The organism is Rhizobium hidalgonense (assembly GCF_005862185.2).
In the GTDB taxonomy this organism is placed as follows: Bacteria; Pseudomonadota; Alphaproteobacteria; order Rhizobiales; family Rhizobiaceae; genus Rhizobium; species Rhizobium hidalgonense.
Map to the genome: position 1 here is coordinate 2785213 of NZ_CP054027.1, position 21422 is coordinate 2806634.

Annotated in this window: 24 protein-coding genes; 11 read left to right on the top strand and 13 right to left on the bottom strand. The window is 60.4% G+C overall.

Features of this window, described 5'->3' with window-relative positions:
• Positions 1 to 6: 6 nt before the first annotated feature.
• A complete protein-coding gene (locus FFM81_RS13425; protein WP_138384840.1) occupies positions 7 to 1653 on the bottom strand; it encodes an ATP-binding protein in 1647 nt (548 codons plus the stop codon).
• Between the two features lie 270 nt (positions 1654 to 1923).
• On the opposite strand from FFM81_RS13425, the gene FFM81_RS13430 reads away from it, so the two are divergent.
• On the top strand, positions 1924 to 2271 hold the full coding sequence (locus FFM81_RS13430) for a response regulator (protein ID WP_138384839.1): 348 nt from the start codon (positions 1924 to 1926) through the stop codon (positions 2269 to 2271).
• A 66-nt stretch (positions 2272 to 2337) separates the two neighbouring features.
• Here the strand turns inward: FFM81_RS13430 and FFM81_RS13435 are convergent, their stop codons facing one another.
• The 6 genes from FFM81_RS13435 to FFM81_RS13460 form a co-directional block, all read right to left on the bottom strand.
• The gene (locus FFM81_RS13435) at positions 2338 to 2877 is read right to left on the bottom strand and encodes a MerR family transcriptional regulator (RefSeq protein ID WP_138384838.1); all 540 of its coding nucleotides are present in this window, start codon (positions 2875 to 2877) and stop codon (positions 2338 to 2340) included.
• A gap of 149 nt (positions 2878 to 3026) precedes the next feature.
• Positions 3027 to 3365 (bottom strand): integration host factor subunit alpha, encoded by a 339-nt coding sequence (locus FFM81_RS13440; protein WP_003574027.1) that lies wholly within the window; start codon positions 3363 to 3365, stop codon positions 3027 to 3029.
• A gap of 104 nt (positions 3366 to 3469) precedes the next feature.
• Positions 3470 to 4441: a beta-ketoacyl-ACP synthase III gene (locus FFM81_RS13445; protein WP_025415844.1), complete on the bottom strand. Its 972-nt coding sequence runs from the start codon at positions 4439 to 4441 to the stop codon at positions 3470 to 3472.
• 20 nt (positions 4442 to 4461) lie between these two features.
• A complete protein-coding gene (gene plsX, locus FFM81_RS13450; RefSeq protein WP_003574032.1) occupies positions 4462 to 5508 on the bottom strand; it encodes a phosphate acyltransferase PlsX in 1047 nt (348 codons plus the stop codon).
• 98 nt (positions 5509 to 5606) lie between these two features.
• Entirely contained in the window at positions 5607 to 6161 is a 555-nt protein-coding gene (locus tag FFM81_RS13455; protein WP_138384837.1) for a YceD family protein, read from the bottom strand.
• Between the two features lie 9 nt (positions 6162 to 6170).
• A complete protein-coding gene (locus FFM81_RS13460; protein WP_138384836.1) occupies positions 6171 to 6776 on the bottom strand; it encodes a ubiquinol-cytochrome C chaperone family protein in 606 nt (201 codons plus the stop codon).
• 189 nt (positions 6777 to 6965) lie between these two features.
• On the opposite strand from FFM81_RS13460, the gene FFM81_RS13465 reads away from it, so the two are divergent.
• On the top strand, positions 6966 to 7499 hold the full coding sequence (locus tag FFM81_RS13465) for an outer membrane protein assembly factor BamE (RefSeq protein WP_003574038.1): 534 nt from the start codon (positions 6966 to 6968) through the stop codon (positions 7497 to 7499).
• A gap of 103 nt (positions 7500 to 7602) precedes the next feature.
• Here the strand turns inward: FFM81_RS13465 and FFM81_RS13470 are convergent, their stop codons facing one another.
• The 4 genes from FFM81_RS13470 to FFM81_RS13485 all read right to left on the bottom strand — a co-directional run bounded on the left by FFM81_RS13470 (position 7603) and on the right by FFM81_RS13485 (position 11094).
• On the bottom strand, positions 7603 to 9741 hold the full coding sequence (locus tag FFM81_RS13470; RefSeq protein WP_003574040.1) for a sodium-translocating pyrophosphatase: 2139 nt from the start codon (positions 9739 to 9741) through the stop codon (positions 7603 to 7605).
• A 198-nt stretch (positions 9742 to 9939) separates the two neighbouring features.
• On the bottom strand, positions 9940 to 10422 hold the full coding sequence (gene nusB, locus FFM81_RS13475) for a transcription antitermination factor NusB (protein WP_003574041.1): 483 nt from the start codon (positions 10420 to 10422) through the stop codon (positions 9940 to 9942).
• A gap of 3 nt (positions 10423 to 10425) precedes the next feature.
• The gene (ribH, locus tag FFM81_RS13480) at positions 10426 to 10881 is read right to left on the bottom strand and encodes a 6,7-dimethyl-8-ribityllumazine synthase (protein ID WP_003574043.1); all 456 of its coding nucleotides are present in this window, start codon (positions 10879 to 10881) and stop codon (positions 10426 to 10428) included.
• 3 nt (positions 10882 to 10884) lie between these two features.
• Positions 10885 to 11094 (bottom strand): hypothetical protein, encoded by a 210-nt coding sequence (locus FFM81_RS13485; protein WP_128398469.1) that lies wholly within the window; start codon positions 11092 to 11094, stop codon positions 10885 to 10887.
• A gap of 130 nt (positions 11095 to 11224) precedes the next feature.
• On the opposite strand from FFM81_RS13485, the gene FFM81_RS13490 reads away from it, so the two are divergent.
• From FFM81_RS13490 to rfbA, 9 genes are all read left to right on the top strand, one after another.
• Complete coding sequence (locus tag FFM81_RS13490; RefSeq protein WP_003574045.1) at positions 11225 to 11584, top strand: hypothetical protein; 360 nt, start codon at positions 11225 to 11227, stop codon at positions 11582 to 11584.
• A 145-nt stretch (positions 11585 to 11729) separates the two neighbouring features.
• On the top strand, positions 11730 to 12233 hold the full coding sequence (locus FFM81_RS13495) for a cupin domain-containing protein (protein WP_138384835.1): 504 nt from the start codon (positions 11730 to 11732) through the stop codon (positions 12231 to 12233).
• 10 nt (positions 12234 to 12243) lie between these two features.
• Complete coding sequence (locus tag FFM81_RS13500) at positions 12244 to 12759, top strand: GNAT family N-acetyltransferase (RefSeq protein ID WP_025415840.1); 516 nt, start codon at positions 12244 to 12246, stop codon at positions 12757 to 12759.
• A gap of 169 nt (positions 12760 to 12928) precedes the next feature.
• Complete coding sequence (locus tag FFM81_RS13505; protein WP_025415839.1) at positions 12929 to 13735, top strand: hypothetical protein; 807 nt, start codon at positions 12929 to 12931, stop codon at positions 13733 to 13735.
• Positions 13736 to 13988: 253 nt separating this feature from the next.
• Entirely contained in the window at positions 13989 to 15965 is a 1977-nt protein-coding gene (locus tag FFM81_RS13510; RefSeq protein ID WP_025415838.1) for a CgeB family protein, read from the top strand.
• A gap of 24 nt (positions 15966 to 15989) precedes the next feature.
• Positions 15990 to 16568 carry a dTDP-4-dehydrorhamnose 3,5-epimerase gene (rfbC, locus tag FFM81_RS13515; RefSeq protein WP_138384834.1) on the top strand — a complete coding sequence of 193 codons (579 nt, stop codon included), beginning with the start codon at positions 15990 to 15992 and terminating at the stop codon, positions 16566 to 16568.
• A gap of 6 nt (positions 16569 to 16574) precedes the next feature.
• Entirely contained in the window at positions 16575 to 17630 is a 1056-nt protein-coding gene (gene rfbB, locus FFM81_RS13520; protein ID WP_025415836.1) for a dTDP-glucose 4,6-dehydratase, read from the top strand.
• A gap of 3 nt (positions 17631 to 17633) precedes the next feature.
• Positions 17634 to 18521: a dTDP-4-dehydrorhamnose reductase gene (gene rfbD, locus FFM81_RS13525; protein ID WP_138384833.1), complete on the top strand. Its 888-nt coding sequence runs from the start codon at positions 17634 to 17636 to the stop codon at positions 18519 to 18521.
• Positions 18522 to 18530: 9 nt separating this feature from the next.
• A complete protein-coding gene (gene rfbA / locus FFM81_RS13530) occupies positions 18531 to 19400 on the top strand; it encodes a glucose-1-phosphate thymidylyltransferase RfbA (protein ID WP_003574061.1) in 870 nt (289 codons plus the stop codon).
• Between the two features lie 97 nt (positions 19401 to 19497).
• Here the strand turns inward: rfbA and FFM81_RS13535 are convergent, their stop codons facing one another.
• Positions 19498 to 20109, bottom strand: coding sequence for a riboflavin synthase (locus FFM81_RS13535; RefSeq protein WP_003574063.1), 612 nt, complete (start codon positions 20107 to 20109; stop codon positions 19498 to 19500).
• Positions 20109 to 21419 carry a bifunctional diaminohydroxyphosphoribosylaminopyrimidine deaminase/5-amino-6-(5-phosphoribosylamino)uracil reductase RibD gene (gene ribD / locus FFM81_RS13540; protein ID WP_138384832.1) on the bottom strand — a complete coding sequence of 437 codons (1311 nt, stop codon included), beginning with the start codon at positions 21417 to 21419 and terminating at the stop codon, positions 20109 to 20111. Before ribD ends, FFM81_RS13535 begins: the two co-directional genes overlap by 1 nt.
• Positions 21420 to 21422 lie beyond the last annotated feature (3 nt).

Below are 21422 nucleotides of genomic sequence, written 5' to 3' on the forward strand. Positions count from 1 at the left end.
GCGGCTTCACGTCCTCTCATCTTCCATTCTCGCCGGCACATTCAGAAGTTCGCGGATCTTGTGGGCGAGCTGCTCCAGGCTGAAAGGCTTGGCTAGCAGGGAGACACCATGATCGAGCACCCCGTTATGGACGATGGCATTGCGGGTGTAGCCCGTCGTGTAGAGGATGCGGATCGCCGGCCATTTTTCCTGAACAATATCGGCAAGCTGGCGTCCGCTCATCTGCGGCATGACGATATCGGTGAAGATCAGATCGACCTCCCGATTTTCTTCCAGAAGCAGAAGCGCCTCCATACCGCTTGCCGCCTGCAACACGGTGTAACCAAGTTCATGCAGGCTTTCGGCGGTCATCATGCGGACGTTCTCATCATCCTCCACCACCAGGATGGTATCGTTGACGCTGCCCTGAGGAATAGGCTGGGCGCCAGCCGCATTGAACCTGGCGTCCGTCGCCCCGACATGCCGGGGTAGGTAGATTTTTACCGTCGTGCCCCTGTCGATCTCCGAATAGATCTTGATGTGGCCACCGCTCTGCTTGATGTAGCCATAAACCTGGCTGAGGCCGAGACCAGTGCCCTTGCCGGGACCCTTGGTGGTGTAGAACGGGTCGAATGCCCGGTCGATCACGTCAGGCGACATGCCGGTGCCGGTGTCGGTGATGCTGATCATTACATATTGGCCGGCCTCGACCTCCGAATGCATGCGGGAATATCGCTCGTCGAGTTCGGTATTTGCGGTCTCGATGGTAAGATGTCCGCCGCCGGGCATGGCGTCGCGGGCGTTGACGGCAAGGTTCAGGATGGCATTCTCAAGCTGGCTCAAATCGGCAAAACTCGGCCAAAGGCCGCCAGCAAGCACGGTCTCGATCCGGATGTGCTCGCCGAGGGTACGCCGCAGCAACTCCGACATGCCGCCGACCAGCTTGTTGAGATCGATCACCTCAGGGGCAAGCGGCTGCTGGCGCGAGAAAGCGAGAAGGCGCGCGGTCAGAACCGCTGCCCTCTGGGCGCCGTCTTTAGCATTCTGGATAGAATTCAGCAGGCGCGGATCCTCATGCCCCGTCATGCGCCGCTGGGCGAGGTCGAGGTTGCCGATGATGATCGCCAGCATGTTATTGAAATCATGCGCGACGCCGCCTGTGAGCTGACCGATCGTCTCCATCTTCTGCAACTGGCGGACCTGCGCCTGTGCGGCGGCATTCTCTTCCATCTCGTGCCTGAGTTCGGCGGTGCGCTGAACCACCGTCTGTTCGAGGCGCGTGTTGAAACTGTTGAGCTCGTCGCGGAGCCGGCTCTGCCGGCCATGCGCCTTGATGATCAACTCCATCAGCCCGACGATGATGACCGCATTGATGAGATAGGTCGACAGCCCAACCCATTGGCCGGCGCTGACCGGCCAGAAGATATTGTGCGGCTCGACGAAAAACTGCTGGACGATGAAGGCGGCCAGTATTGCCGCGACAAAGCCCGGCCCGGCGCCGCCTATGAAACTCGCCAGCAATATCGCCGGAAGGAAGCTCAGGAAGGGAAAACCGGAGAGATAGTCGCTGACGGCAAGCCTCAGAAGAAATGTCAGGCCAACGAAGGCAACGGCCAACGGATATGTATAACCCGGCCTATGGCGCAGCCAATCCGTGGCACTCAGCAAATCCATTCCAGACCCCTCCTCACGGCGCCGCGTCTTTTCAGATGCGCAAATGGCGCCGTAACACTTTGAATTGCTGCAGAGTTTAATCCCAAAATCGATTCTTATTGAAGGAATTATGCAGCCGCCGTTGTGCAGGCGGCATTCCAGCTTTTACACATCGAATTTCACCCGGCAATATGCTGTTTCTCGCACTACCGGGTAGGACATCTTGACGAGCCGTGCATGGAGTCCACATAAATCCGCATGCCCGGCAAGGGGAAATGGGTGGACGCGAACATGAAAGACATATTCATCGTCGAAGACGATGCGCTGATTGCCATGCTGCTCGAGGATATGCTCGCCGATCTCGGCTATCGGGTTTGCGCCAGCGCGCCCGATCTGGAACGGGCGCTGGCAGCCGCCAGGGACACGGAATTCGACGCTGCCATTCTCGACGTCTCGCTTGCCGGTCAAAGCTCGCTGCCGGTCGCAAAACTGCTCGACGAACGCGGCAAACCCTATGTCTACGCGACGGGATACGGCGCCGCCCCTGCCGGCAGCAGCCCGACCGCATTGCCGGTGCTGCAAAAACCTTTCCAGCTCAGCGAACTCGAACAGACGATGAAGCGGCTTACTGAAACCTGACGTATGTTGCCGGGAAGCGTGCAGCGATTCCGGGATAACGACGCGCATAAAATTAAAGAGTTCCGGTCAGCGCACCTGATCGAGCAGACGTTTGCACTCCAGCAGGTCGTAGAGCGCCTCCTGCAGCAATGCCCTGTCTTCCTTGCCGACGCTTGACTTGCCGATCGAGACTTCCTGCTCGTCCTCACCAGCCACAAAATTGAAGAAGCGGCGGGTAATCGGCGGCTTGGCGCGGCCGACAATCTGGTCATCATCGGCCATGCCGACGCGCGGTTCCCCGGCGCTCGCCTCCTGCACACCCGACGCAAGCGCCTCGACACTAGCGAGATCGCCGTGGCCGACCGATATGACGAACTTGTTGCCGTTGGTTTTCAGAAGCTTCTGCACACCCTTGATCGTATAACCGTGATCATAGAGCAAATGCCGGATGCCCTTGAGGAGATCCACATCCTCGGGCCGGTAGTAGCGACGGCCGCCGCCGCGCTTCATCGGCTTTATCTGGGGAAAACGCGTCTCCCAGAAGCGCAGCACATGCTGCGGCAGATCAAGATCGTCTGCGACTTCGCTGATGGTGCGAAAGGCATCGGGGCTCTTGTCCAACGTCATACTGCTACGCGACCTCGCGGCTCGATCTTACGGCGACTCATCATATTTCAACGGTTTGGCGCCGACAATTCAAGTCATGTCTCGACGTTGCGCACAACGCAGCACGGTGCGAAGGGAAAAAACACCGTTTAAAGACGGGAAGCCGATGATCAGGATGCCGGATTTTGCGGCTTCAGCTTGACCTTGCGGGAGACATGCGCCTTGAGGATACGCGTCTTCAGCACGTTCGACGCCTTGAAAGTCATGACCCGGCGGGGAGAAATCGGAACCTCCTCGCCGGTCTTCGGGTTGCGGCCGATCCGCTCGTTCTTGTCGCGCACCTGGAAGGTGGCGAAAGAGGACAGCTTGACGGTTTCACCCCGCACGATGGCGTTGCAAACTTCGTCGATGACGGTTTCCACAAGTTCCGCAGATTCGGTCCGGGAAAGCCCAACCTTGCGGAAAACGGATTCCGCCAGGTCTGCTCGCGTCACTGTCTTTCCGGTCATGGTTTCCCCGCCCATTACAAATATTTTGTGAAATCGCGCAAAGAGTATTTGTCTTGCGCCTTACGGTCAAGCTCTTGTTCGCCGCCAGTTTTTTGGATTTACGCCTACCAGCGCAGCAGAACGGCGCCCCAGGTGAAGCCGCCGCCCATCGCCTCGAGCATCACCAGGTCGCCCTTCTTGATGCGGCCGTCGCCGGCAGCGGTCGCAAGGGCGAGCGGGATCGAGGCCGCCGAGGTATTGCCGTGCAGATCGACCGTGATGACGACCTTCGCCGCATCGATGTTCAGCTTCTTGGCCGAACCGTCGATAATGCGCCGATTGGCCTGATGCGGCACCAGCCAGTCGAGGTCGTCGGCGGTGGTGCCGGTCGCATCGAAGGCAGCCTGAATGACATCGGTGATCATGCCGACGGCGTATTTGAAGACCTCGCGGCCTTCCATGCGCAGCTTGCCGACGGTGCCCGTCGACGACGGCCCGCCATCGACATAAAGCTTGTCCTTGTGCGAGCCGTCGGAGCGCAGATGCGCCGTCAGTACGCCGCGATCGGCAACGGTGCCCTCGCCTTCCGTCGCTTCGAGCACGATCGCACCGGCGCCATCGCCGAACAGCACGCAGGTGGTGCGGTCGTTCCAGTCGAGAATGCGTGAAAAGGTTTCAGCGCCAATAACGAGAACGCGCTTGGCAAGGCCGCCGCGGATATAGGCATCCGCTGTCGTAACCGCATAGACGAAACCGGTGCAGACGGCCTGGACGTCGAAGGCAAAGCCGTGGCTCATGCCGAGGCGGTTCTGGATGTTGACCGAGGTTGCCGGAAAGGTGTTGTCAGGCGTCGAGGTGGCGCAGATGATCAGATCGATATCGGCTGGCGTCAGGCCGCCATTGGCAAGGGCAGCACGCGCGGCAGCCTCGCCGAGCGATGCCGTCGTCTCTTCGTCGCCGGCGACATAACGCTGGCGGATGCCGGTGCGTTGGACGATCCATTCGTCCGACGTATCGACGATCGCCTCCATGTCACCATTGGTCATTACGCGCTTCGGAAGTGCGGCTCCGAACCCGCGAACCACTGAACGGATCATATTCGATTGAACCCCATTGCTCATGCAGCTTCCGGGCCCATCGGGGGCAGCCGCTTGGCATGATATTTCTTAAGATCGTTTTCTATTTTCTGATTAAGGCCGTTCTTGGCCATGTCGTAGCCGACTTCGATGGCAGCGGCGATGCCTTCGGCATTCGCGCCGCCATGGCTCTTGATGACGATGCCGTTCAGGCCGAGAAACACGCCGCCATTGACCTTGCTCGGATCGAGCTTCTCGCGAAGCATGTCGAAGGCGCTTTTGGCGAAGAGATAGCCGATGCGGGCGAGCAGCGTGCGCGACATGGCAGCGCGCAGATATTCGCCGATCTGCTTGGCGGTGCCTTCGGCCGTCTTCAGCGCGATATTGCCTGAGAACCCTTCGGTGACGACGACGTCGACCGTGCCCTTGCCAAGGTCATTGCCCTCGACGAAGCCGGAATATTCGAGCGAATCGATGTTCGCCTCGCGCAACAGCCGGCCGGCCTCCTTGACCTCTTCCTGGCCCTTCATCTCCTCGACGCCGACGTTCAGTAGACCGACGGTCGGCCGTTCGACCTCGAACAGCGCCCGCGCCATGGCGCCGCCCATCAGGGCAAAATCCATCAACTGCTGCGCATCGGCGCCGATCGTCGCACCAACGTCGAGCACGATGCTCTCGCCTTTCAGCGTCGGCCAGATCGCGGCGATCGCCGGGCGCTCGATATTGGCCATGGTGCGCAGACAGAACTTCGCCATTGCCATCAGCGCGCCGGTATTGCCGGCTGAGACGGCGACGTCGGCTTCACCCGTCTTCACCGCCTCGATCGAGCGCCACATGGTGGAGATATAGCGGCCGCGGCGCAACGCCTGGCTCGGCTTCTCTTCCATGCTAACCGCGAGCTCGCAATCATGAAATACCGATTTTTCCTTAAGCTTCGGAAACTTGGCAAGGACCGGATCGCATTGTTCCTTGAGACCGTAGAAAACGAAGGAAATATCCGGATGCCGATCCAGCGCCTTGGCGGCGCCGGGGATGACAACCTGGGGACCAAAGTCGCCACCCATGAGGTCGAGAGATATTCTGATCACGCGTCCCTGATCCTTCTTTTCGCCGAGGGCGAAATTTCGGCCAAAATACCGGTTTTGGCGTCGCTTACAACTGAATTATGTCAAATGCCAGAGGCGCTTCAGTCCTTTTTCCAATCCTTGAGGGCCGCGAAAGCCGAAGGCTTTTTGTCGTCCTCGCCGCTATCCTCGATATGGCCTGCGAATTCGATGCCCCCCTTGCGCGGATAGGGATCGATCGCGAGAGCGGCGAATTCGGCAACCACCTCGCCCGCATCGATCGTATCGCCGACAAAGGTCTCGGGCAGATCGGGACCGTCGGGATCGAGCAACATCTCGCCGGCATCATTGCCGGCCTGGCGGGCAAGCTTGGAACCCTCCGGCACGAAGATCTGCTCGAAGCTCTCGTCGATGGCGGATTCGACCGGCTCCAGCGTCACCACGCAGGATTGGACGATCTTCGCCTTCACGCGGCCCTTGATGCGCACGCCGTCACGCTTCCAGCGGGCGATCTGCAGATCGGCGCTGAGATCGTCGACTGAGACGACATTCCAGCTCGCGGCCAGCGCCTTCAATTCGTTTGCGTCGGCCTCGACATGGACCTCGACCGGGTTGGCCGAGATATGGCCGACCTTGACGTGATAGGAGAAGGGAACATCGTCCCGATCGTTCTTCATGATTCCTCCTCAAGCGACAGGTGGGCTGGCGACCGGCGGGAGCGTTGCCGAACCGGTGGCGATCTCCTCTTCCGATAGGGCCGACAAATGCGCTTCCGCGGCCATCATCCATCCGGCGAGGCCGGACATATCGGCCGGCACCGGGCTTTCCGGATAGATATTGCGCGTGAGCGCGAGAGCGAGCGCTTCAGTATCGCCGGTATCCATCGCCTTCGAATAGGCTTCGAGCCGGCCGTAAAACATGCCGGCGAGCTTCTTCATGCGCTTCGGCACGCTGTTGTCGCCGATGCCGAGTTCGCGGATCGAGTAGTCGATATCCTGGAAGAAGGCGTCGACGATCTCCTGGGCGATCTCCTGGCCGCTGGTGGCGGAGCTGCGCGTGCGGCGAAAAAATAGAATCATGGCGATCGACAGCATCTCGAAACGGCCCATGACCGTATCCGGCACATTGAGCCGCTCATAAATCTCCGGCATGCGCGCGGCCGCCGTCAGCACCGCATATTGCCTGTCGACGATTGCCTGATTGTTGTTTTTCTTACGGAACAGCCCGAAGATCATTGTTTTTTCCGGAAATGCCTCATTCTTCACGCCGGCTGGCCTCTGGCCTTGTTGCATGATTTGAAAAGCTGGTTTACCGAAGCAGGCGCGAATTGCAATGCCGATCGTGGCCAGTTTCGGGACGACGCCCTCGATGCGTCAGCGAAGCGAATTCGGGACATTCGACCCGGAATGGCCACAATGGTTTTGCAGGAGGTAATGCGTGCAAGGCCCCAAATGGCTGCTTATCGACACTCAAGGGAGTAGATGTCGTTGAAGAAACGGTATTTCAAGTCTGACGTGAAGTTCTTCAGCAGCGCGGCCATTGCCTTTATAATCGCCTCCACATCAGCTCTTTCCGGTTGCCAGACCAGCACCGTGCTCAATGGCGGATACGTCGCCGACCAGCAGTCGCTGAACCTCGTTCCGGAAGGATCGAGCCGCGAGCAGGTGCTGCTTTCGCTCGGCACCCCGTCGACGACGGCGACCTTCGACGGCGAAGTCTTCTATTATATCTCGCAGCGGCGCACGCGTGCGGTCGCCTTCCAGAAACTGAAGGTCGTCGACCAGAGCGTCCTGGCGATCTATTTCGACAAGGACAGCGTCGTCAGCCGCCGCGCCAACTATACGCTGCAGGACGGCAAGGTGTTCGACTCGATCGGGCGCGTCACGCCGACCGGCGGCAAGGAACTCACCTTCCTGCAGCAGATGCTCTCCGGCGGCAGCGCCGCGAGCGCCGCCCGCAGCCTGTTCGGTGGCGGCGCCGGCGGCACGCCACAAAATCCGAGCAGCCTGCGCTGACCCGATACGCCTCATACGAAAAACCCGCCGGATCGCTCCGGCGGGTTTTTTAATGATCGCTGCTCCGACTTGACGCTTACCGTACCTAACCGGCCGGCGCTGTTTATCCGGCGAGAACGGCGAGCAGCAGCAGCGCGACGATGTTGGTGATCTTGATCGCCGGGTTGACGGCGGGACCCGCAGTGTCCTTGTAGGGATCGCCGACCGTATCGCCGGTGACCGACGCCTTGTGCGCATCGGAGCCCTTCATGTGACGCACGCCATCCTTGTCGACGAACCCGTCCTCGAAGCTCTTCTTGGCATTGTCCCAGGCGCCGCCGCCCGATGTCATCGAGATGGCGACGAAGAGGCCGTTGATGATGACGCCGAGCAGCGATGCGCCAAGCGCGGCAAAGGCCGAGGCCTTGGAGCCGGAGATGAGCAGCACGCCGAAATAAACGACGATCGGCGCCAGCACCGGCAGCAGCGACGGCACGATCATCTCGCGGATTGCGGCCTTGGTCAGAAGGTCGACGGCCCTGCCGTAATCCGGCTTTTCCGTGCCCTGCATGATGCCCGGCTTTTCCTTGAACTGACGGCGAACTTCTTCGACGATCGCACCGGCCGCACGGCCGACGGCCGTCATTGCGATGCCGCCGAAGAGGTAAGGAACGAGGCCGCCGAAGATCAATCCCGCCACCACATAGGGGTTGGAAAGATCGAAGGAAATATCGCCTATGCCGGCGAAATAAGGGAACTTGTCGCCATTCGCCGCAAAATATTTGAGGTCGTAGGAGTAGGCTGCGAAGAGAACCAGGGCGCCGAGACCGGCCGAACCGATGGCATAACCCTTGGTGACGGCTTTGGTCGTATTGCCGACAGCATCGAGCGCATCCGTGGATTTGCGCACTTCCGGCGGCAGATGCGACATTTCGGCGATACCGCCGGCATTGTCCGTCACCGGTCCGAAGGCGTCGAGCGCGACGATCATCCCGGCAATGCCGAGCATCGCGGTCACTGCAATGCCGGTGCCGAAAAGGCCGCCGAGCTGGTAGGTGGCGAGAATGCCGCCAACGATGACGATCGCCGGCAGTGCCGTCGATTCCAGCGAGACGGCCAGGCCCTGGATGACATTGGTGCCGTGACCGGTGACCGAGGCCTGGGCGATTGAAACGACCGGGCGCTTGCCCGTGCCGGTATAATATTCGGTGATCACCACGATCAGCGCGGTGACGACAAGACCGACGATGCCGCAGAAGAAGAGGTGCGTGCCTGAAATGTCGACGCCTCCAACCGTGCCGAGCGAGCCCCAGCCAACCGTCAGCGAGGTGGCGGCGCCAAGACCGACGATCGACAGCAGACCGGTAACGATAAGGCCCTTGTAAAGAGCGCCCATGATCGAGCCGTTCGAGCCGAGCTTGACGAAAAAGGTGCCGATGATCGAGGTGATGATGCAGGCGCCGCAGATCGCCAGCGGATAGATCATCGCCGACTGGAGGATCGGCGCGCCGGCAAAGAATATCGCGGCAAGAACCATGGTGGCGACGACGGAAACCGCATAGGTTTCAAAGAGGTCGGCGGCCATGCCGGCGCAGTCGCCGACATTGTCGCCAACGTTATCGGCAATCGTTGCCGGGTTGCGCGGATCGTCCTCGGGAATGCCGGCTTCCACCTTGCCGACGAGGTCGCCGCCGACATCGGCGCCCTTGGTGAAGATGCCGCCGCCGAGACGGGCGAAGATCGAAATCAGCGAAGCGCCGAAGCCGAGCGCCACCAGCGCATCGATGACTTCGCGCGAACCGCTCTCATGGCCGAGGCCAACGGTCAAAATGGTATAGTAGATGGAGACGCCGAGCAGTGCGAGGCCGGCCACCAGCATGCCGGTGATCGCACCTGACTTGAAGGCGATGTCTAGGCCGGCGGAAAGGCTGGCGGAGGCCGCCTGGGCGGTGCGCACATTGGCGCGCACGGAGACATGCATGCCGATAAAGCCGGCAGCACCTGATAGTACGGCGCCGATCAGGAAGCCGATGGCTGCCTCGGCGGAAAGTAGCAGCCAGGCTGCGATGAAAACGACGACGCCGACAAGGGCAATGGTTCTGTACTGGCGGGTCAAATAGGCCTGAGCGCCTTCGCGGATATAGCCCGCGATCTCCTGCATGCGGCTGTTGCCCTGATCGGCGGCAAGCACCGACCGGGTTGCCCAGGCGGCATAGACCACCGAGAGCAGACCGCATGCGATTACGCATAAAAGAATCGTCATTTCGCTCTTTCCTCCCATAGGCCGGAGCTCACTCCTTCTCCGGCAGATACGCCGCCGAATCGCCTTCCTCTCCACAGAAATGCCACAGCTAAGCGGTGCGGAGATTGCGTGGTCGATCACGTGGCGTCAAGACCGCAACGAGCGAAAACCGTTGCAGTGCGAAGAAAGACTTAGGGAGATTGTTTGGCGGCTAAAGACTTACTTCTTCGTCTCGCCGCGCACCTGCTTTGCAATACGGTCGAGCACCGCATTGACGAGCTTCGGCTCGTCGTCATCGAAGAAGGCCTGGGCGATCTCGACATATTCGGTAACGATGACCGCCACCGGGACGTCCTTGCGGTCTGTGATCTCGAAGACGCCGGCGCGCAGGATGGCGCGCACGGTGCTGTCGAGGCGCGACAAGGCCCAATCATCCTGCAGGGCCGCGGCAATCAGCGGATCGAGGCGGACCTGATCGCGCACGACGCCGGAGACGATGGAACGGAACCAGCCGGCATCGGCCTTCAGATAGGTCGCGCCGTCGAGTTCCTGGCCGAGACGGTGCGCCTCGTATTCGGCGACGATTTCCAGAACGCCGGTGCCGCCGACATCCATCTGATACAGTGCCTGAACGGCAGCAAGGCGGGCAGCGCCCCGCTGGTTTGCAGTCTTGACCGGCCGTTCCGTCTTGTCGTCGTTCATTCGTTATGCACCCAGTTTCTGCTTCAGCTCGATCATCGTCAGAGCCGCGCGAGCGGCAAATCCGCCCTTGTCCTTATCCGAGCGGCGCGCGCGCGCCCATGCCTGTTCGTCGTTCTCGACGGTCAGAATGCCGTTGCCGATGGCAAGCGACTCACTGACCGCAAGATCCATCAAAGCGCGCGAGGATTCATTCGACACGATATCGAAGTGGTAGGTCTCGCCGCGAATGACCATGCCGAGCGCGACATAGCCATCATAATGCGTTCCGCCATTGTCGTCTCCATCGAGCGACATGGCAATTGCCGCCGGAATTTCCAGTGCGCCGGGAACGGTAACGACTTCGAAGGTGGCGCCGGCCTGTTCCAATGCGAAGGTCGCACCTTCGAGCAGGGCGTCTGCCATGTCGTCGTAGAAGCGGGCCTCAACGATCAAAATATGGGGAGCGGTCTCTCTCGGCATGGTTCACCTTCGTTTTGTGGGGCGTTTTCCACTCGGCAGGCCGCGGTCAAAACATGCCTTCACCAGAATGGCAAGCACTTTCGCCCGATGCCGCAATGCCAAAGAAGAAATATCCGCAAGGGGATAGCCGCGCCGTGCCTGTACTGCTCGGCAAGCCTCTCGAACCGGTTTTTCCGCATGCCTGGAAAACGGCATTTCGAAGGCGGATTTCATGAACAATTCTTAATGGGTTTTCAGTGGCTTAGCCTATTGAATCGCGAATGGAAGAGCGCCAATTTCATGTCGTGACAGACGATCCCCTGCAACGACAGTCGACCGTTAAAGCAGATGAAAGGATACAATCATGAACCGCGTTGTCACCATCAGCATCGCTGCAGCCCTCTCCTCCCTCGCATTTGCCGGCGTCAGCCGGGCCGAAAGCCTTGGGATGAACAGTGCCCAGGGCATCGAGCAGACACTCCGGACCTTCCACGGCAATGATTTCAACGTCGAGCAGGTCCACAACTGGCGCAACCTCGACGACGAGAACACCGGGCCGCGCTCGGCGCCGGAACGTTCCGGCCAGGCCGTTCACGCCATCCAGGCCTCGATCGACGCCAACAGGTCGCTTGCCCATCGTCTCAACAACGAGGGCGTCGACGTCCGCAATATCGTCAATGCCGAACAGGCAGCCGACGGAAGCGTGACCTTCTACGTCCGTTGACGTTTCAGCGCATCGCGTCCCCTTCGGTGCGCGGCGCTCATAGCATGGGCGGCGGTCTCCTCTCCGCCCATGCCGGGGATTTTCCAGAAAACCATTGAATTTTTCCAGGCGATGATGGTTTCTCTTCCTGCAACAGGAGGACATCATGGCTAGGGAAGCGAAGGCGGTGATCAATATCGCCGATCTAAAGCTCGACCATTGGCAACAGGGCACGCTCTATGAGAGCGTCGACACGTCGTTCGGCGCGCTTCTCGGCCTGACCGGCCTCGGCATCAGCTACAACGAGGTGCCGCCGGGCAAATCGGGCTGCCCCTTCCACAACCACCACGTCGAAGACGAACTTTTCTACGTGATTTCAGGCACAGGCGAATACCGCTTCGGCGGCGAGCGCCATGCGATCAAGGCGGGCGACGCGCTCGGCGCACCGGCCGGCGGCCCGGAAACGGCGCACCAGATCATCAACACCGGCACGGCTCCGCTTGTCTATCTCGGCATCTCGACGATGGCGAAGACCGAGATCGTCGAATATCCGGATTCCGGAAAGTTTCTTGCCAAGACCAACAGGGGCGATACCAAACCTGTGCGCTTCCGCCATATCGGCCGGCCGGGAGCCGATCTCGACTATTGGGTCGGCGAGCCCGGCGCTTGAAGGACCCGATATGACCGATATTCCAACCCTCGAAACGGAGCGGCTGACGCTCCGCCCTCACCGCCTCGATGATTTCGAGGCGCATGCGGCACTCTGGGCTGATGAAGACGTCGTCCGCTTCATCAGCGGCATCCCGTCGACGCGCGAGCAGAGCTGGAGCCGCATGCTGCGGATTGCCGGCATGTGGCACCATATGGGCTTCGGCTTTCTTGCGATCGTGGAAAAGGCGAGCGACCGGTTCATCGGCGAAGCGGGCTTCATGGAATCCCGCCGCGAGATGACGCCATCGATCGAGGGGACGATGGAACTCGGCTGGGCGCTGATACCCTCGGCGCACGGGCGCGGTTACGCCACCGAAGCGTTGACCGCCCTGATCGGCTGGGGGCAAGCACATTTCCCGGCAAAACCGATGAGCTGCATCATCAGCCCGGAGAATCCGGCCTCGTTGCGGGTCGCAGCCAAACTCGGTTTTCGCGAGACCACGCGCACGCAGTACAACGGCGAAGTCATTCAGTTTTCGCGCTAGGCTTCGCACCGGCTACGCGCAAGCAACGCGCTGTAGAGTCGCTGACAAGAGGCAAAAACGCTAGGAATGCTGACGTCCGCCACCTCGACACAACGAAGCATTGACGGGCGAGCCGCGTGGTAATTTCAGCCGGCAGACACTCCCCGTCCATCAGAGGCTGATTACAAATATGACCATTTTCATTGTTTGCCATAAGGATTTGCCGAGCTACCCTCCTCCCGAGGGCGCGAAAATCATATGGCTCAACTCTAAACTGCCTTTGGAAAGCAGGGGAATGGATGTCATTGCCGGTTATGATTTTTTCAGCGAGCCGGAGGAGCTTCACGCGAAATTGTCAGGATCTCTTGGAACGATCGTTATCGCAAAGGTCGTTTCGGAAGAGCCAGCAAAACATCGCAACGTTACCATCTGGCAGTATCGTAAATTTCTAACGAGGCTAAAAATCGGGACCCCGAACCCCGAATATCCCGGGATGAATACAACGACTTCTGAAGAAGTGGAAATCACAAGACCGGAGGATCCGCAGTTTTTTTCAGAGAATTTCTTTCTACCTCGGCCGTTAAACCTCCACAACATATCTCAACACTATGCACGCTTCCACAATATTGTTGACTTTCTCAGATATACAGCGTTTGCAATCGAAGCAAACACTTTAACGCAAGCCGAAGCTTTGCAGTTTTTTAACTCCAGCACTTTCGTTCCTGGAGGCATTGAACTCGGCACCTATCCGACGGACTGGTGGCTGGACACTTTTGTCCGCATGGTGGCGCCGTCTTTTGAATTTGCGAAACGATATCAACCGTTTCAAGCCGATGACCCCGTGCAGAAACGCGCGATCTCATTTTGCCAGGAGCGTCTCGGAAGCTATCTTCTCGTCAAACGGATAGCCGAACTCTATGGCAATACCCTGCCTGGGTCCTTGTTCGGGGATATAGCCACCGTATCGAATGATGGCGCCTATAGAAGCGGCGTATAAACCGAGCGGCCCAATCCAAACGGAACATCGCAACTCTTGCGACACCGGCAGCAGAAGCGGCTGAGCCAATAAAGCTGGCTAGAGAAAACTGGCAGGGGGATGGCCGAGTTCCCACACCCCTCCAGATTGCCAGCGACAGTTCTGCGAACAGTGTGGCGCAAGCTTCACCTCAAATAGTAGGCACCAAACAGGCTCGAATTGCCATTCTGCGGATTTCCCAAACAGACGGCAGCCATTCGCGAAGGACGATACCTTGACGATCAATCAGCCCATTTCTTCTTTGCCGGCCGGCCTTCCTGATCTGGCGCTTCTCACGGAGAAAGCTGCCGGCACGGGATCCGTCATTGTCTATCAGCCTTATCTCGATGCTTCGCAGCGCGGCCAGCTCGACGCGGCGGCCATGCCGCTCGACATCTCGTTCAACACGCAGGCTACGACCCGCGAATATGAACTCTTCCTCACCCTGCATCAGCATCACGAGGCCATCGGCCTCGGCGACGACGTGTTTTGGGGGCTGCTCTCCAGCAAATTCGAGATGAAGTCGGTGACGAGCTTTCCGTCCTTTGTCACCGAGGCGGAAAAGGCCAGGGCAGAAGGTGCGGACGCCTATCTTTACAATCCGCTGATCGGCCACGCGGCGATCTACAGCAATGTCTGGGAACATTCGCTGCTTGGCGGTCACCCCGGCATGGAGCCGATCTTTTTGCATATCCAGGAGCTCGGCTATCCGATCGCGCCGCCCCAGGACAAGACTGCCTTCGCATTCTGCAACTATTTCTGCGGCAACCGGAAATTCTGGTCCGGCTATTTCGCCTTTTGCGAACGAATTCTCGAATCGCTGGAAAACCAAGCGCGAGCCGGCACGGCGGCGGGCGCCGCCTATGCTGGTACGGCTCACTATTCACGCGATGCCAACGCGAAGATGCGCCCCTTCGTGATCGAGCGTCTACTCGGGCTTTATATCCAGCAGGCAGCCGCCTCCGGATTGAAGATCGCCGCCTTCGTACCGACCGTTGCCGATTTCGAATGGAAGTTCGGTGTCCGCCTCGGCCGGATGCTGCATGGCCTCTTCGCCGCCAAGGAAGCTTTCCTGCGGAGCCCTGACGATGCTCTCCTGACCGCTTGGCAGCAAGGCCGCCAACCGCTCATCAAGCAGCCGCATCTGATCTGGATGGCTGATGATCCGCCCGCCTGGATGCCGCGCGGCCAATTCATCGGCGGCCGCGAATTGATGCGCGCCCACGCCCAGCAGCCTTCCGGCGCCTCTGCGGTGCCGCAGCAGCCCGTACAGACAGCAAGGCCCGCTATACCAGCTGCACCGAAGATCGAGCAGCCGCTCGGCCATTCGTTGCAACCCTTTAGCGGCGGATGGCAGGCACACAAGGACCGCCATTGCATCTGGATCGTGACGCCCGACAACTACAATCACAGCCACGCCTTCGACGAAGTCGCGCTCGGCCTGCAAGGCGCCTTCGAGGAACTCGGCGGCTCGGCACCGATCACCCGCGACATGAACGCATTCGCCGGCCGTGCGCCGATCATCTATGGCGGCAATCTTCTCCCCGCCGACATCGTCGACCATTTGCCGAAAGACAGCGTCATCATCAACCTCGAGCAGGTGTCCGAAGAAAGCAGCTGGATCAATTCGCGCTATACGTCGATCCTGAGGGCGATGCCGGTGCTCGACTACAGCCCACGCAACCGCGAAAATCTCGCCGCCAAGGGCATTGATCACGCCGGCGTCCTCGAAATCGGCTACAGCCGCTGCCTCAGCCAGATAAAGCACAATCCCGTCAGAGATATCGACGTGCTCTTCTACGGCTCGATGAACGAACGCCGCCACCATATCCTGAAGACGCTGAAGGACGGCGGGCTCAAGGTCGCGCACCTCTTCAACATCTATGGTGCGGAACGCGATGCGGCGATTGCCCGCGCCAAGATCGTGATCAACATCCATCATTATGCGAGCGGCGTCTTCGAGATCGTGCGCATTTCCTATCTGCTCGCCAATCGCGTTTGCGTGCTGACGGAAGGCGACATTCGCGATCCGGACCTCCAGCCCTTTATCGGCGGTTTGGCAATCGAGCCCTATGACGACATGATCGAGCGCTGCTACAAGCTGATCGCCGATCCCGACGAGCGCGATGCCATTGCCGCGACAGGCCTTGCGGCCATGCAGAGCCGCTCGCAGGCGGACATGCTGATGAGCGTCATGAAGGCAGGCGCCTGATGAAGGCCGGAGAAAAGGTACGTCATGCGCATTGAGACCGCGGCCATCGTAGGCATCGTAGCAATCACCCCGCCACGCTTCGGCGATCACCGCGGCTACTTCTCCGAGGTATTCAAGGATGCCTGGTTCCGGGAAAATGTGGCCGACGTCAGGTTCGTCCAGGACAATGAATCGCTTTCGGCGCAGGCCGGCACCGTGCGGGGGCTTCATTTCCAGATCCCGCCCTTCGCACAGGGCAAGCTGGTGCGTTGCCTTGCCGGCCGGATCATGGATGTCGTCGTCGATATCCGCGTGGGATCGCCGAGCTTCGGCAAATGGCTCTCTCAGGAGCTCTCGCCTGAAACCGGCAAGCAGCTCTGGATACCGGCCGGTTTCGCGCACGGGTTCGTCACGATCGAGCCGAACAGCGTCATCAGCTACAAGGTAACCGCACCCTACAGCCCGCAGCATGATCGGGGCATCGCGTGGAACGATCCCACGATCGGCATTCGCTGGCCCTTCGACGAGAGAGAAATGGTATCGTCCGACAAGGACAAGACGCTGCCGCGGCTCGCCGAACTGCCAGGCCATTTTTCCTATTCAGCACAGCTACCCGAGGATTGATCCACGATGCGCATACTGGTCACGGGCGGAGCGGGCTTCATTGGATCGGCATTGGTGCGCTATCTCGTCAGCGAGATCGGCGCCGAGGTGCTGAATGTCGACACGCTGACCTATGCCGGCAATCTGGCGTCGCTGAAATCCGTCGAATCCGCACCGAACTACCAGTTCCTGCGTGCCGACATCTGCGACCGCGCCAGGATGCAGGAAGCATTCGCGTCCTTCCGCCCTGATATGGTCATGCATCTCGCGGCAGAGAGCCATGTCGACCGTTCGATCTCGGGCGCGGCCGATTTCATTCAGACCAACATCGTCGGCACATTCAGCCTGCTGGATGCCGCACGGCACTATTGGGATGGTCTTGATGCTCGCCGCAAGAGCGCCTTCCGCTTTCTGCATGTCTCGACGGACGAAGTCTACGGCTCACTCGGCGACGAGGGCCTGTTCGAGGAGACGACGCCTTACGATCCGTCCTCGCCATACTCGGCCTCCAAGGCCGCGAGCGACCATCTGGCGATCGCCTGGCACCGCACCTACGGCCTGCCCGTCGTCGTCTCCAATTGCTCCAACAACTACGGGCCGTTCCATTTCCCGGAAAAGCTCATTCCGCTGATGATCCTGAACGCGCTAGAGGGCAAGCCTCTTCCGGTTTACGGCAATGGAGCAAATGTCCGCGACTGGCTCTATGTCGAAGACCACGCCCGCGCGCTCTTCACGATCGCATCCAGAGGCCGCCCCGGCGAAAAATACAATGTGGGCGGTCGCAATGAGCGCAAGAACATCGATGTCGTTCAGCGCATCTGCGCTATTCTCGACGGCGTCTACAGCGACAAGGCACCGCATGCACGTCTGATCACCAACGTCACGGACCGCCCTGGACACGACGCACGCTATGCGATCGATGCCTCGAAACTCGAAAGCGAACTCGGCTGGAAGGCGCAAGAGACCTTCGAAACCGGCATCGAGAAGACCGTGCACTGGTACTTGGAAAACGAATGGTGGTGGAGGCCGCTACGCGAAACCGTCTACTCCGGCGAACGCCTCGGCGTTTTCAAGGAACGTTAAGCGATGCACATTGTCGTTACCGGCAAACAGGGCCAGGTCGTTCAGTCGCTGCTCAGACGTGGCGCCGAAACAGGCGTCGAAATCAGCGCGGTCGGGCGCCCGGAAATGGACCTCGCGGATCCTGCAAGCATTGCAGCCGCCTTCTCGGCCCTGCGCCCGGATGTGATCGTCTCGGCCGCCGCCTATACGGCGGTCGACAAGGCCGAGAGCGAAGCCGAGCTTGCTTTTTCTGTCAACGCGACAGGCGCCGGGGCGGTGGCCGGGGCTGCCGCGCGGATCGGGGTTCCGGTCATCCACATTTCGACCGACTACGTCTTCGGCGGCGACAAGGCCTCCGCCTATTCCGAAGAAGATGTGACGGCGCCGATCTCCGTCTACGGGCGTTCGAAGCTTGCAGGCGAGACGGCCGTCGCGGCGGCGAACCCGAACCACGTCATCCTGCGCACCGCCTGGGTCTATTCGCCCTTTGGCACCAATTTCCTGAAAACGATGCTGCGGCTTTCCGAGACGCGCGATCATCTTCGCGTTGTCGCCGATCAGACCGGATGCCCGACCTCGGCACTCGATATCGCCGACGCGATTCTTGCGATCGCAGCCCGTGTCGTCGCGGACCCTGCGCCATCGCTCCGCGGCACTTTTCACCTGACCGGCAGCGGCGAAGCAAGCTGGGCGGATTTCGCCGAAGAGATATTTGCGGAGCTTTCTAAATCCGGCGGCAGAAAGGTCGCCGTCGAGCGCATCCCGACGGCGGACTATCCGACACCGGCAAAGCGTCCCGCCAATTCGCGTCTCAACGGCGACAAGCTCGCCAGAACATATGGAATCCGGCTCCCGGAGTGGAGGCAGTCCATGATGATTATCATGCAAGACCTTTTGAACAAAGGTCTTTAAGGAGAGGGCATGAAGGGAATTATTCTCGCCGGCGGCACAGGCACGCGTCTGCATCCGATCACTCAGGCCGTCTCGAAACAGCTGATGCCGGTCTACGACAAGCCGATGATCTACTATCCGTTGACGACGCTCATGCTCGCCGGCATCAGGGAGTTGCTGATCATCACCACGCCTTACGACGTCGAAGCCTTCAAGTGCCTGCTCGGCGACGGTTCGCAATGGGGAATTTCGCTGACCTATGCCGTGCAGCCGAGCCCGGACGGCCTTGCACAAGCCTTCATCATCGGCGCCGACTTCGTGCACGGCGACAGTTCGGCACTCGTTCTCGGCGACAATATCTTTTACGGCCACGGACTGGCGGAAATCATGAAATCCGGCACGAGTCGGCGGGAAGGCGCGACGGTGTTCGCCTATCACGTCACCGATCCGGAACGCTACGGCGTTGTCGGCTTCGACGAAAAGATGAATGCGCTGTCGATCGAGGAGAAACCGAAGGAGCCCAAATCGAACTGGGCAGTGACCGGCCTTTATTTTTACGACCAGCAGGTGGTCGATATCGCCGCCAATCTGAAGCCGTCACCGCGCGGCGAATTGGAAATCACCGATATCAACCGCACTTATCTAGAGCGCGGCCAGCTTTTCGTGGAGCTGATGGGCCGAGGCTATGCCTGGCTCGACACCGGCACGCCGGACAGCCTGCACGATGCCGCAGGTTTCGTCAGCACGCTGGAGAAGCGCCAGGGCTTCAAGATCGCCTGCCCCGAAGAAGTCGCCTGGCGCATGGGTTACATCTCGCAGCACGACCTCGCCAAGCTCGCGGAGAAGCTCGGCAAGAGTGCCTACGGCCAGTATTTAACGAAGCTGTCCCCGGATTGGTGAGCTATCTGGCCGGCGCCACGTCGCAGACCTTATGCTTCGCGCCCAGCATGCCGGCGAAATGCAGATTCGCCCCCTGGAAACCGGTAGAGGTTTCGATTCAGGCGCTCGGGAATTCGGCCAGCCGGGCAGCGTAACGCGCCATGGTGTCGACTTCGAAATTGACGAAATCGCCGGCCTTGCGCTCGCCCCAGGTGGTGACCTCGAGCGTGTGGCGGATGAGCAGCACGTCGAAATCCGTGCCGTCGACCGAATTGACCGTCAGCGAGGTGCCGTCGAGAGCGATCGAACCCTTGGGGGCGACAAATTTTGCCAGATGCTCGGGCGCCCGCAGGCGGTAACGGGTGGCGTCGCCCTCCGATGTCACCGAGAGTATTTCCGCCTTGCCGTCGACATGGCCGGAAACGATATGCCCGCCGAGTTCATCGCCTATTTTCAGCGACCGTTCGAGATTGATGCGGCTGCCTTCCTGCCAGGTGCCGATCGTCGTCAGCCGCAGCGCCTCTTCCCAGGCCTCGACCTCGAACCAGCGGCCGTTGCTGCCTTCGCCAGGAAGTGCGGTGACGGTGAGGCAGATACCGGAATGCGAGATCGAGGCCCCCATGTCGATCGTCGTCGGATCGTAGGCGGTGGCGACCCGCAGTCGGATGCCTTCCTTCAGCGGGGAAACGGATTCGACCGTGCCGACATCTGTGACTATTCCGGTAAACATCAAAGCCCTCTTTCGTATTCGTCCAGGCGATCTTCGCCGAACATCTGCGTGCCCGTATGGGCAAAACCCGATGGTATGTCGGTTGCGCCAAGCGGCGATTCAATACCGCCCTCGCCGATGACGACAGGCGCCTGGTAAAGCTGGATGCGGTCGACAAGGCCAGCCTCGAGGAAAAGCCGGGCGGTCTTGGCGCCGCCCTCGACCAGAAGCGAGGAAATACCGCGTGTTGCTAAGGCCGGCAGCAGGATTTCCGGATGATAGGGATTGCAATAGACGATCTCGACACCGGCGGCTTCGAGCGCGGTGCGGCGAGATTCTGTTTCGGGGATGTCAGTGGATGGGGTACCCCCCTCTGCCCTGCCGGGCATCTCCCCCACAAGGGGGGAGATTGGCTGAGGGTTAGTTCCCTGCCCTACATGTTTTCTTGCCGGTGATGAGCGGTCATCTTGGGAAGACGGAGCATGCTCCTTGCCGATCTCCCCCCTTGTGGGGGAGATGTCCGGCAGGACAGAGGGAGGTAGCCCCTCCGCATCCGCAGCTAAAGACGAAACTTCCTCACCCGCCACCACGATGACAGGCACGTCCCGCGCCGTCTGAACCAGCTTGCTCGTCAGCGGCAATGCCAGCGAGGGATCGAGCACGATGCGGATCGGCGACTGGGCCTCGAGGCCTGGTGTTCGCACCGTCAGCAGCGGATCATCTGAAATTGCCGTGCCGATGCCGACGAGGATCGCGTCGGTTTCGGCGCGCAGCGCCTGCACCTCAGCGCGGGCCTCCGGGCCTGTGATCGCCACCTGCCCCTCCCCCTCGCGGCCGATCATGCCATCGGCGGAAACCGCAAGTTTGAGAGTCACATAAGGCCGGTTCTTCGTCTGGCGGGTGAGATAGCCGGCAAGCGAACGCCGGCCCTCCGCCTCCAGCACGCCGGCATCCACCTCGATACCGGCTTCACGCAGCATGGCGATACCGCGGCCCGAGACGCGCGGATCTGGATCGGTGACTGAGATGACGACACGGGCAACGCCATAGGCGATCAGCGCCTCGGCGCAGGGGGGCGTCTTGCCGTGATGCGAGCAGGGTTCGAGCGTCACATAGGCGGTGGCGCCGCGGGCAGCCGCGCCGGCTTCGGCCAGCGCCTGTGGCTCGGCATGCGGACGGCCGCCGACGGCGGTGACCGCCCGACCGACGACGACGCCGTCCCTGACGATCAGGCAGCCGACGGAGGGGTTGGTGGCGGTGCGGCCGAGATGACGGCGCGACAGGCGGATCGCCGCCGCCATGAAACTCTCGTCATCCGGCGTGACGCTCATGGC

Excerpts from the sequence above, each read along its gene's own strand:
- nusB (WP_003574041.1), bottom strand. The coding sequence starts at position 10,422 with ATGAACGACGACAAGACGGAACGGCCGGTCAAGACTGCAAACCAGCGG.
- FFM81_RS13435 (WP_138384838.1), bottom strand. The coding sequence starts at position 2,877 with ATGACGTTGGACAAGAGCCCCGATGCCTTTCGCACCATCAGCGAAGTC.
- rfbD (WP_138384833.1), top strand. The coding sequence starts at position 17,634 with ATGCACATTGTCGTTACCGGCAAACAGGGCCAGGTCGTTCAGTCGCTG.
- FFM81_RS13440 (WP_003574027.1), bottom strand. The coding sequence starts at position 3,365 with ATGACCGGAAAGACAGTGACGCGAGCAGACCTGGCGGAATCCGTTTTC.
- FFM81_RS13465 (WP_003574038.1), top strand. The coding sequence starts at position 6,966 with ATGTCGTTGAAGAAACGGTATTTCAAGTCTGACGTGAAGTTCTTCAGC.
- ribH (WP_003574043.1), bottom strand. The coding sequence starts at position 10,881 with ATGCCGAGAGAGACCGCTCCCCATATTTTGATCGTTGAGGCCCGCTTC.
- FFM81_RS13490 (WP_003574045.1), top strand. The coding sequence starts at position 11,225 with ATGAACCGCGTTGTCACCATCAGCATCGCTGCAGCCCTCTCCTCCCTC.
- FFM81_RS13485 (WP_128398469.1), bottom strand. The coding sequence starts at position 11,094 with ATGAAATCCGCCTTCGAAATGCCGTTTTCCAGGCATGCGGAAAAACCG.
- FFM81_RS13460 (WP_138384836.1), bottom strand. The coding sequence starts at position 6,776 with ATGCAACAAGGCCAGAGGCCAGCCGGCGTGAAGAATGAGGCATTTCCG.
- FFM81_RS13455 (WP_138384837.1), bottom strand. The coding sequence starts at position 6,161 with ATGAAGAACGATCGGGACGATGTTCCCTTCTCCTATCACGTCAAGGTC.
- rfbC (WP_138384834.1), top strand. The coding sequence starts at position 15,990 with ATGCGCATTGAGACCGCGGCCATCGTAGGCATCGTAGCAATCACCCCG.
- FFM81_RS13430 (WP_138384839.1), top strand. The coding sequence starts at position 1,924 with ATGAAAGACATATTCATCGTCGAAGACGATGCGCTGATTGCCATGCTG.
- ribD (WP_138384832.1), bottom strand. The coding sequence starts at position 21,419 with ATGAGCGTCACGCCGGATGACGAGAGTTTCATGGCGGCGGCGATCCGC.
- FFM81_RS13425 (WP_138384840.1), bottom strand. The coding sequence starts at position 1,653 with ATGGATTTGCTGAGTGCCACGGATTGGCTGCGCCATAGGCCGGGTTAT.
- FFM81_RS13500 (WP_025415840.1), top strand. The coding sequence starts at position 12,244 with ATGACCGATATTCCAACCCTCGAAACGGAGCGGCTGACGCTCCGCCCT.
- FFM81_RS13445 (WP_025415844.1), bottom strand. The coding sequence starts at position 4,441 with ATGATCCGTTCAGTGGTTCGCGGGTTCGGAGCCGCACTTCCGAAGCGC.
- FFM81_RS13535 (WP_003574063.1), bottom strand. The coding sequence starts at position 20,109 with ATGTTTACCGGAATAGTCACAGATGTCGGCACGGTCGAATCCGTTTCC.
- FFM81_RS13470 (WP_003574040.1), bottom strand. The coding sequence starts at position 9,741 with ATGACGATTCTTTTATGCGTAATCGCATGCGGTCTGCTCTCGGTGGTC.
- rfbA (WP_003574061.1), top strand. The coding sequence starts at position 18,531 with ATGAAGGGAATTATTCTCGCCGGCGGCACAGGCACGCGTCTGCATCCG.
- FFM81_RS13495 (WP_138384835.1), top strand. The coding sequence starts at position 11,730 with ATGGCTAGGGAAGCGAAGGCGGTGATCAATATCGCCGATCTAAAGCTC.
- rfbB (WP_025415836.1), top strand. The coding sequence starts at position 16,575 with ATGCGCATACTGGTCACGGGCGGAGCGGGCTTCATTGGATCGGCATTG.
- FFM81_RS13505 (WP_025415839.1), top strand. The coding sequence starts at position 12,929 with ATGACCATTTTCATTGTTTGCCATAAGGATTTGCCGAGCTACCCTCCT.